This is a genomic window from Leptospira stimsonii (genome assembly GCF_003545885.1).
GTDB classification, from domain to species: domain Bacteria; phylum Spirochaetota; class Leptospiria; order Leptospirales; family Leptospiraceae; genus Leptospira; species Leptospira stimsonii.
The window spans coordinates 1-1,171 of the sequence record NZ_QHCT01000032.1 but is presented as its reverse complement, the minus strand read 5'-3'; the positions used below and the strand labels follow the sequence as shown (position 1 = coordinate 1,171).

1 protein-coding gene and 1 pseudogene are annotated in these 1,171 nt (G+C 36.1%); both read right to left on the bottom strand.

The genetic code is table 11. The features are described from left to right. Positions 1-200, bottom strand: a pseudogene (locus DLM75_RS24600) (hypothetical protein); the annotation flags it as partial. Next, positions 193-1,171 (bottom strand): restriction endonuclease (locus tag DLM75_RS24020; protein WP_241548039.1); only part of this gene is annotated, 979 nt, incomplete at its 5' end. The pseudogene DLM75_RS24600 and the gene DLM75_RS24020, both read right to left, overlap by 8 nt.

The following is a 1,171-nucleotide window of genomic DNA, read 5'->3' as shown; positions in this document are numbered from 1 at the left end:
TAACGAAAGAGGCTTCTCGACGTTGCGTCTCCGAGCGCTTGTGCGCGAAGGAGTTGGCACGAGGTTCGAGTGAGCCTTAGCGAACGGCTCGCGAACCGAAGTGACAAAGCAATGTGGCGAAGCCCGGAGTGAGCGCGAGCGGGAACCGTGAGTCGCGAACGCAGTGAGAAGCCGAAGTTAGGCGAAGGCTCCTCATTCATTTTCGTCAAAATAATCTGAATCAATTTTCTTAATTGTATAATTTTTAGAAATGGATACGCCGACGTCAAAATCGATCATAAGTTCAGAAAGTCTATTTCCATCTATTAAAACAATTTTGAAATCATTTGACGTTCGTGCAAATTCAATTGCTTCCTTAGAAAATTTAGTCGTAGTAATAAAAATCCCCTTTTTTGCTCCTTGTCCATAAAGAGCTCCTACGAACTTTTGAATCTCAGGTCTACCGACAGTTGAATCCTCCTTCCATCTTTTTGCTTGAATATATATTATGTCTAATCCTAACCTATCTTCATATATAGTACCATCGATACCTTCGTCATTTGAACTTTTTGTTCTTAGTCCTGATTCAGATCTAGACCCACCGTAACCCATTTTAATTAAAAGATCTAGAACAATTTGCTCAAAAAAATACGGATTAACAGATTTTAATTTTGAATTTAATTCATTAATTAGCAGATTATGCAATGTTCGATATGAATTTTCGATACTTTCTTCTGGCGTATACAGATCTACATTTTCAGAAATTTGACTTTCCGTTTCATCTAATGATTCTTCTTTATTTTGGTAACTATTCTTAAAACTAATATATTTTGGATATTGAAGTAGATCCCTAACCTTAATCTCGAAAGGATTCCTTTTAAGCAATTCTAGTCCATCTTTTGTAATTTTGACATGTGCCTTCTTTGTAGATTCCAGTAAACCCGCCTCTAATAAATATTTCTTTGCCCAATGAGAGCGATTGTCCATTACCCTGATTTTTCCATTACTTGGCTGAAAAGTATTTAAGTCTTCCTCCGTAAGTTTAAAATATTTATACAGATTATTAATTACTTCCCTTACGTTATATTCTTTTCCATCGGATATTTGCTTTAGATATGGAAGCATAATCGTTTGATAATCGGGTATTGACATAGTTTTCCTTATTATTTGGAGCTTTCGCCTAACGAAAGAG